At 72.7% G+C, this 8,155-nt stretch carries 6 protein-coding genes and 1 pseudogene; 2 read left to right on the forward strand and 5 right to left on the reverse strand.

The genetic code is table 11. The annotated features are described in order from the left end of the window. From PLP61_RS12205 to PLP61_RS12220, 4 genes and pseudogenes are all read right to left on the reverse strand, one after another. A pseudogene (locus PLP61_RS12205) lies at positions 1–570 on the reverse strand (hypothetical protein); the annotation flags it as partial. A 7-nt stretch (positions 571–577) separates the two neighbouring features. Beyond that, positions 578–1,333 (reverse strand): decaprenylphospho-beta-D-erythro-pentofuranosid-2-ulose 2-reductase, encoded by a 756-nt coding sequence (gene dprE2, locus PLP61_RS12210; RefSeq protein WP_324502994.1) that lies wholly within the window; start codon positions 1,331–1,333, stop codon positions 578–580. 13 nt (positions 1,334–1,346) lie between these two features. Then, a complete protein-coding gene (gene dprE1 / locus PLP61_RS12215; protein ID WP_324502995.1) occupies positions 1,347–2,687 on the reverse strand; it encodes an FAD-binding oxidoreductase in 1,341 nt (446 codons plus the stop codon). Beyond that, entirely contained in the window at positions 2,680–3,678 is a 999-nt protein-coding gene (locus PLP61_RS12220) for a decaprenyl-phosphate phosphoribosyltransferase (protein ID WP_324502996.1), read from the reverse strand. The genes dprE1 and PLP61_RS12220 overlap by 8 nt, the downstream gene beginning before the upstream one ends. Between PLP61_RS12220 and PLP61_RS12225 the strand changes: the two genes are divergently transcribed. Further along, a complete protein-coding gene (locus PLP61_RS12225) occupies positions 3,605–4,885 on the forward strand; it encodes a lipopolysaccharide biosynthesis protein (protein WP_324502997.1) in 1,281 nt (426 codons plus the stop codon). The two genes, PLP61_RS12220 and PLP61_RS12225, sit on opposite strands and share 74 nt — an antisense overlap. Here PLP61_RS12225 and polA read toward each other — a convergent pair. Then, a complete protein-coding gene (gene polA / locus PLP61_RS12230) occupies positions 4,879–7,584 on the reverse strand; it encodes a DNA polymerase I (protein WP_324502998.1) in 2,706 nt (901 codons plus the stop codon). The two genes, PLP61_RS12225 and polA, sit on opposite strands and share 7 nt — an antisense overlap. A 54-nt stretch (positions 7,585–7,638) precedes the next feature. On the opposite strand from polA, the gene PLP61_RS12235 reads away from it, so the two are divergent. Beyond that, complete coding sequence (locus PLP61_RS12235; RefSeq protein ID WP_324502999.1) at positions 7,639–8,100, forward strand: hotdog fold thioesterase; 462 nt, start codon at positions 7,639–7,641, stop codon at positions 8,098–8,100. Positions 8,101–8,155 lie beyond the last annotated feature (55 nt).

The raw sequence follows: 8,155 nt of genomic DNA on the forward strand, positions 1-8,155 counted from the left end.
CGGGGCCGGCCGGCGAGGCCCGAGGCCGCAGGCCAGCGCCGTCACCGCGGTCAACAGCCCGGCGCTGGGACTCAGGCAGCCCCACGGCAGCCAGACGGCCAGCGCGGCCCACGACCCGCGACCCTGCCGGAAGCGGGAGGCGGCCCGGGCGACCCACGGCAGCACGGCGTACCCGGCCAGCAACGGCCAGTGACCGATCCACAGCCGCTCGGCCACGAAGGGGTTCCACACGTACACCGAGACCGCGACCAGCCGTGCGGACACCGAGCCGTCGACGAGCCGGGCGATGCCCAGGCCGGCCACCGCCAGCGACCCGAGCAGCACCACCTTCTGCAGCAGCATGCCAGGCACCACCTCGTCCAGGACCGCCACCACAGCGTCGGAGGGCACGGCGCGCGGCAGGGCCGGCGAGAAGCCGAGCATGTCGCTGCGCAGCGCCAGATCGGGCACCCACACCATGTCGTAGCTGAGCACGAACCCGTGCCCCAGAGCGGGGCCCAGCACCAGCACGGGCAGGGCCAGCGCCCAGAGGGTGGGCAGGTGCCGCCACCGGCTGTCTGCGGAGGTCACCGGCCAGTCACACCGGGAGCCGGCGGAACATCGCCCGCGGCACGTGCCGCAGCCCCGACATGACCACGCGCAGCGGAGCAGGGACCCAGATCAGCTCCGCGTGCCGGGCGACCCCCGCAACGACCGCCTGGGCGACGTCGTCCGCGGTGACGGAGAGCGGAGCCGGCTCCCGGCCCTCGGTCATCTTGGTGCGGACGAAGCCTGGGCGCACGACCAGGACGCTGCCGCCGGAGCCGCGCAGCGCCTCCCCGAGCCCGAGGTAGAAGCCGTCCAGACCGGCCTTGCTCGAGCCGTAGACGAAGTTGGAGCGGCGCACCCGCTCCCCGGCCACCGAGGACAGCGCGACGATCACGCCGTGGCCCTGGCGTCGCACGACCTGCCCGAGGCACACCCCCACGCTCACCGCCCCCAGGTAGTTGACCCGAGCGTGGTGCACCGCCGAGGCGTGGTCCTGCCACGCCGTCTCCTCGTCGCCCAGCACGCCGAAGGCGACCACGGCGACGTCGATGTCCCGCTCGCCGGCCAGCCGCTCGATGAGCGCCGGGTGGGAGTCGGTGTCCTCGGCGTCGAAGTCGACCGCCACCACCTCCAGCCCGAGGCCGGCCAGCTCCTCGACCACGGCGTCGCGCCGCGCCCCGGGACGGGCGGCGACCGTCACGTGCGGACGGCAGGTCCCGGCCCAGGCACGGGCGATGGCCACGGCGATGTCGCTGGTACCTCCGAGGAGCAGCAACGACTGGGGCTGTCCTAGCGCGTTGATCACACGGTCCTCCGCATCACAGGTCCAGCCGACGGGAGAGGTCGGACCGGAGCACTCCAGTCGGGTCGACCCGCGCCCGGACGGCGCGGAACTCGTCGAGCCGGGGGTACATCTGTTCCAGCAGGGCACCCGGTAGCCGGGAGTCCTTCGCCAGGTAGATCCGGCCGCCGGCCCCGACGACCTCACGGTCCAGCTCGGCGAGCAGCGGGACGAGGCCGGCTCCGACGGGCAGGTCCAGGGCCAGCGTCCAGCCCACCGTCGGGAAGGAGAGCGGACCCGGGTTGCCCGGACCGAACCGCTTCAGCACCGCCAGGAACGAGGCGTGCCCGGCCGCGGAGATCCGCTCGAGGATCCGGGCCAGCCGGCCGCCCTCGGGGTCGGGGAGCACGCACTGGTACTGCAGGAAGCCCTGGCGGCCGTAGAGGCGGTTCCAGTGCGCCACCCCGTCGAGGGGGTGGAAGAACGAGGCGATGGTCTGGAGCTCGTCCTTCCGCTGCCGGGGCGCCTTGCGGAACCAGAGCTCGTTGAACGCCCGCACGGTGGGCCGGGAGACCAGGTGCGGCGGGACCAGTCCCGGCGCCCCGAGCCGTGGGTCGCCAGGGAGCGGGACCGGCTCCCGGACCGCGCGTCCGGTGAGCTCCTCCCACCGGGCGTGCTCCCCGCGGGTCAGCACCGAGCGCCCCAGGGCGCGTCCACGGGCCAGGGTGTCGATCCAGGCGACCGAGTACGTCGTGTCTCGGTCGCTGGCGGTGATGGCGTCCATCACGGCGTCGAGGTCGGGCAACCGGTCGGTGTCGACCCGCATCCACCCCGACTCGACCCTGAGCAGGGAGAGCACCACCGAGGTGACGATGCCGGTCAGACCGAGGCCGCCCACCGTGGCCCAGTACAGGTCGGGGTCCTGCTGCGGACCGACGGTCACCGCGCTGCCGTCGGGGAGGACCAGGTCGAGTGAGACGACGTGGTCGCCGAGGCTGCCGGCCCGGTGGTGGTTCTTGCCGTGGACGTCGCAGGCGATCGCGCCACCGAGGGTGACGAAGCGGGTCCCGGGGGTGACCGGCACGAAGTACCCCTCGGGCAGCAGCACCCGCATCAGGTCGTGCAGGCTGGTCCCGGCCCCCACGGTCACCTGCTGCGTCTCGTGGTCGATCCGGACCGAGCCGGGCGCAGGCAGCAGGACCACGCCGCCCGCGTTCTGGGCGACGTCACCGTAGGACCTGCCGAGCCCGCGGGCGATGACCCCGCGTGACCCCGCCGTCCGCAGCTCCTCGGCGACGCGGTCCGGGGTCGCCCGCACCACCCGGGCTGCGGTGGCCGCGGTGCAGCCCCACCCGGTGAGCAGCTCCCGATCAGACACCCAGCACCCCCAGCCCGACCAGCAGCAGCCAGCAGGCGCCGACCAGCTGCAGGGTCCGGTCACCCCAGACTATGTCCTCGGGCTCGGCGGCCGACCCGGAGTCGATGTCCACGGCGTAGCGCAGCAGCCCCACCGCGAACGGGGCGATGGAGAGCGTGTGCCAGGGCAGCCGGCCACTGGTGGAGTTCTCGAAGGCCCACAAGCTGTACGACATCAGCGTGGCGGCCGCGCCCAGGGTCCACACGAACCGCAGGTACGTCCCGGTGTAGCCGACCAGCGAGCGTCGGGTGCCCGCCTGGCCGCCCAGGGTGTGCAGCTCGGAGTACCGCTTCCCGGCCACCATGAAGAGTGACCCGAAGCCCGTGACCAGCAAGAACCAGTCCGAGATCGGCAGGTCCGCGGCCAGGCCACCGGCGACGGCCCGGAGCAGGAAGCCCAGGGCGACGACGGCGATGTCGAGCACCGGCTCGTGCTTGAGCCACAGCACGTAGCCGAGCTGCAGGACCACGTAGCTGGCCAGCAGGACCAGCAGCGGCCAGCCGGTGAGGGCCCCCACGGCCAGCCCCGCCGCGGTGAGGACGCCGCCGGCGAGGACTCCTTGGCCGACACTGAGCTCTCCGGCTGCGATCGGCCGGGTCCGCTTGAGGGGGTGCAGCCGGTCGGCCTCGACGTCGGCGCAGTCGTTGAAGCAGTAGACGCCGGAGGAGACCAGGCAGAAGGCGACGAACGCGAGAGCCGTGGGACCGGCGACACCGGGCTCCAGGAGCGACCCGGCGGCGAAGGGCGCCGCCAGCACGAGGACGTTCTTCACCCACTGCCGGGGGCGCATGGTGCGCACCAGCGCCCTCGCGGTTCTCACCGGGCAGAGTCTAGGTCGTGTGCACCGGCCGCACGGTGGGACATCTAGGCTCTGCTGCGTGACCTCTCGCACCACGGCCCCGCGCGGACTGCTGAAGGGCGGTGCCGTCGTCGCCGTGGCGATGGGGATCATGAACGTCGCGACCTACGGCTTCACGATGCTCGCGGCGTACCTCCTCGGGCCCCGGGCCTACGGTGCGTTCGCACCGCTGATGGCGGCGCTGCTGGTCATCTCGGTGCTCCAGCTCGGCCTGCAGGCGACCGCTGCCCGTCGGATCTCCGCGGATCCCGAGCACGTGCACCAGATCGAGCGGATCATCCTCGGGGTCACCTACCGGGGGGCGCTCGTGCTGGGCCTCGTCCTCGTCGCGTTGTCGCCGCTGCTCAACTCACTGCTGCGGCTGGGGAGCCTGCCCACCGCGGCGTTGGTCGGCGTGGCCGCCGTGCCACTGACCGTGATGGGCGGACAGGCGGGCATCCTGCAGGGGGAACGCCGGTGGGCCGAGCTCTCCCTCGTCTACCTCGCGGCCGGGGTGCCGCGGCTGCTGTTCGGGCTGCCGCTGCTGCTGTGGCGGCCGACGGAGACCAGTGCGATGACCGCGGTCACCCTGGGCGCGTTCGTGCCGGTGCTGATCGGGTGGTACGTCCTGCGCGACCGCGAGGCGGGACGCCGGGTCAGCGAGCACCACGGGGCCCGCTCGGTCCTCCTCGAGACGGTCCACAACGTCAGCGCCCTCTTCGCATTCTTCGCGCTCTCCAACGTCGACGTGATCGTGGCCCGGCGGGTGCTCGACCCGCACGACGCCGGCCTCTACGCGGCGGGGCTCATCCTCACCAAGGCCGTGCTGTTCCTGCCCCAGTTCGTGGTGGTCGTCGCCTTCCCCGACATGGCCAGCGGCGAGAGCCAGACACGCCGCCAGACGCTGCTGCGCAGCCTGGTGCTGGTGGCGGCGCTGGGGGCGGTCTGCACCCTGGGCGCACTGCTGCTGCCGGACCTGGCGCTGCGGTTCGTGGGAGGCGCGCAGTACCGCGAGATCGCCGAGAGTCTGTGGCTGTTCGCGGTGCTGGGCACCATCTTGTCGATGCTGCAGCTGCTGGTGTACGCCGTGCTCGCCCGCCGGGGGCAGCGCTCGGTGTACCTGGTCTGGGCCGCACTGGTGGCGCTGGTCGTCGCGGGCTCGCAGGTGACGACGCTGGCGGGCCTGATCGCGGTGGTGCTGCTGGTCGACGGCACCCTGCTGGCCCTGCTGCTGGCGGTGAGCCTGCTGGTGGTGCGCCCCTCCCCCGACGAGAGGAGGGGAGCGGCCCACCCCGTGGCCGGGACGCAGTCGGGTCAGTGAGCGGCGTCGTGCCAGCTGCGCCCGGTACCCACTGAGACGTCCAGCGGCACGGACAGGTCGGCCGCCCCGCCCATCGCCGCGCGCACCAGCTCCTCGAGCGGCTCGCGCTCGCCCGAGGCCACCTCGAGCACGAGCTCGTCGTGCACCTGCAGCAGCATCCGGGAGCGCAGCCCGCGGTCGGCGATGGCCCGGTCGACGGCGAGCATGGCGACCTTGATCAGGTCGGCGGCCGACCCCTGGATGGGGGCGTTCAACGCCATCCGCTCGGCCATCTCCCGACGTTGGCGGTTGTCGCTGGTCAGGTCGGGGAGGTAGCGCCGACGCCCCAGGATGGTCTCGGTGTAGCCGGTACGGCGGGCCTCGTCGACCACCCCGGCCAGGTAGTCGCGGACCCCTCCGAACGTCTCGAAGTACTCGTCCATCAGGCCGCGCGCCTCGGCCGGCTCGATCCGCAGCTGCTGTCCGAGGCCGTACGCGGACAGGCCGTAGGCGAGGCCGTAGTTCATCGCCTTGATCTTCGCCCGCATCGCCGGGCTGACCTCGGCCGGCTCGACGCCGAAGACCCGGGCGGCGGTCATCGAGTGGAAGTCCTGGCCCGACCGGAACGCCTCGATGAGCAGCCGGTCCTCCGACAGGTGCGCCATGATCCGCATCTCGACCTGGCTGTAGTCGGCGGTCATCAGGCAGTCGTAGCCCTCGCCGACCACGAACCCCTGCCGGATCCGGCGGCCCTCCTCGGTGCGCACGGGGATGTTCTGGAGGTTCGGGTCGGTGCTCGACAGCCTCCCGGTGGCCGCGATCAGCTGGTTGAACGAGGTGTGGATCCTGCCGTCCTCGGCGACCGTCTTGAGCAGACCCTCGAGCGTCTGGCGCAGCCGGGTGACGTCACGGTGCCGCAGAAGCGCCAGCAGGAACGGGTGCTCGGTCTTGTCGAACAGCTGCTGCAGCGCGTCGGCGTCGGTGGTCCACCCCGTCTTCGTCCGCTTGGTCTTGGGCATGGCCAGGTCGTCGAACAGCACCGTCTGGAGCTGCTTCGGCGACCCCAGGTTGATCTCCTTGCCGATCACCGCGAACGCCTCGCCGGCGGCCTTGGCCACCTCGGCGGCGAAGTGGGCCTCCAGGGACTCCAGGTGCTCGACGTCGACGGCGATGCCGGTCTGCTCCATGGTGGCCAGGAGGGCCACCAGCGGCAGCTCGACTCCGGAGAGCAGCGCAGTGCCCCCGTGCTCGGCCACCGCCGTGTCCAGCGCCTCGGCCAGGTCCAGCACGGCTCGGGCGTGCAGCATGGAGGTCTCGGCGGTGTCGTCGCCGTCCAGACCGTCCAGGCTGAGCTGGCCGTCGTCGGCCCGCCCCTGCCTGAGCTCGCGCCTGAGGTAGCGCACGGTCAGGTCGGCCAGGTCGTAGGAACGCTGGTCGGGGCGGACGAGGTACGCCGCCAGGGCGGTGTCGCTGGTGAGGCCGCCCAGCGGCCACCCCCGGGCCGCCAGCGCCAGGATCGGCCCCTTGGCGTCGTGCAGCACCTTGGCGACCTGCGGGTCGGCGAACCAGGAGGCGAGCGCCACGTCGTCCGCAGGGGTCACCTGCGCGGCGTCCAGCCAGGCGGCGGTGCCGTCCTCCGCCGCGAGCGCGACCGAGTAGACCTCACCGGTCCCTGCGCGCCAGGTGCCCTGCACACAGACGCCGACCCGGCGGCCGGGGGCCCGGCCATGCGCCTCCAGCCAGCCGGCCACCGCCCCCGGGGCGAGGGTGCTGCCCAGCAGGGTGAAGCCGGAGTCGTCGATCTCCTCCTCCGACTCCAGGGTCTCGAAGAGCCGGTCGCGCAGCACCCGGAACTCCAGGCCGTCGAACAGGGTGTGCACCTCGTGCCGGTCCCAGGGCCGCACCGCCAGGTCGGCGGGGCCGACCGGAAGGTCCAGGTCGCAGACCAGTGCGTTGAGCCGACGGTTGCGGATGACGTCGCCGAGGTGGGCCCGCAGGCTCTCTCCCGCCTTCCCGGTGACCCGGTCGGCGTGGGTGACCAGGTTGTCCAGGCCGTCGTACTGCTGCAGCCACTTGGCCGCGGTCTTGGGGCCCACCCCCGGGATGCCGGGAAGGTTGTCGGAGTCCTCGCCCACGAGCGCGGCCAGCTCGGGGTAGCGGCCCGGCGGCACGCCGTAGCGTGCCTCCACCGCCTCCGGCGTCATCCGGGCCAGCTCGGAGACCCCTCGCATCGGGTAGAGCACGGTCGCGTGGTCCGACACCAGCTGCAGGGAGTCGCGGTCGCCAGTGAGGACGAGCACGTCGAGGCCCTGGTCGACCGCCTGCGTGGTGAGCGTGGCGATGATGTCGTCGGCCTCGTAGCCGGCCTTCTCCAGGTACGGGATCCGCAGCGCCGAGAGCACCTCCTGGATCAACGGCAGCTGGCTGCTGAACTCCTCGGGCGTCTTGTTGCGCTTGGCCTTGTACTCCGGGTACTGCTCGAGGCGGAAGGTCTGCCGGGACAGGTCGAAGGCCACCGCGACATGGGTCGGCCGTTCGTCGCGCAGGACGTTGATGAGCATGGAGGTGAAGCCGTACACCGCGTTGGTGTGCTGCCCGGTGGTGGTCGAGAAGTTCTCCACCGGCAACGCGAAGAACGCCCGGTAGGCCAGCGAGTGGCCGTCGAGCAGCAGCAGCCGGGGCTGGGCGGCGGTGACGGGCGGGTTGGTGGCGGCGGGCACCCCGCGACTCTATCCGGCGTCACCCCCCGCACGGCGCTGGGCGAGAATGCACCCATGACCCCACCCGAGCAGAACCCTGGTCGTCCGAGCGTCGAGGAGGTGCTGGCCGCCATGCCGCAGGGCATGGGGCGGCTCAGCGAGAAGATGGGGATCGAGCTCGTCGAGGTCTCCACCGAGCGGCTGGTGGCCACCATGCCCGTCGAGGGAAACACCCAGCCCTACGGCCTCCTCCACGGCGGGGCGTCGGTCGTGCTGGCCGAGACGCTGGGCTCGATCGGCTCCTCGCTGCACGCCTGGCCGGACCGGTTCCCGGTCGGCGTGGACATCAACGCCACCCACCACCGGGCCGCCCGGTCCGGCCTCGTGACCGGCGTCGCCACGGCGGTGCACCTGGGGCGGACGATGGCGACGTACGAGATCGTGGTCAGCGACGAGCGGGGCCGGCGGATCTGCACCTCACGGCGGCCCTGCCCCCCCGTCACCCCCGGGCAGGTCGGCGGCGGCCCGACCGCGTAGCCCCCGGCCGGACTCAGCCGGTCCTCCCGGCGAGGGGCGGGACGGCTCGCACCTT

This window comes from Nocardioides sp. (genome assembly GCF_035429765.1).
In the GTDB taxonomy this organism is placed as follows: Bacteria; Actinomycetota; Actinomycetes; order Propionibacteriales; family Nocardioidaceae; genus Nocardioides.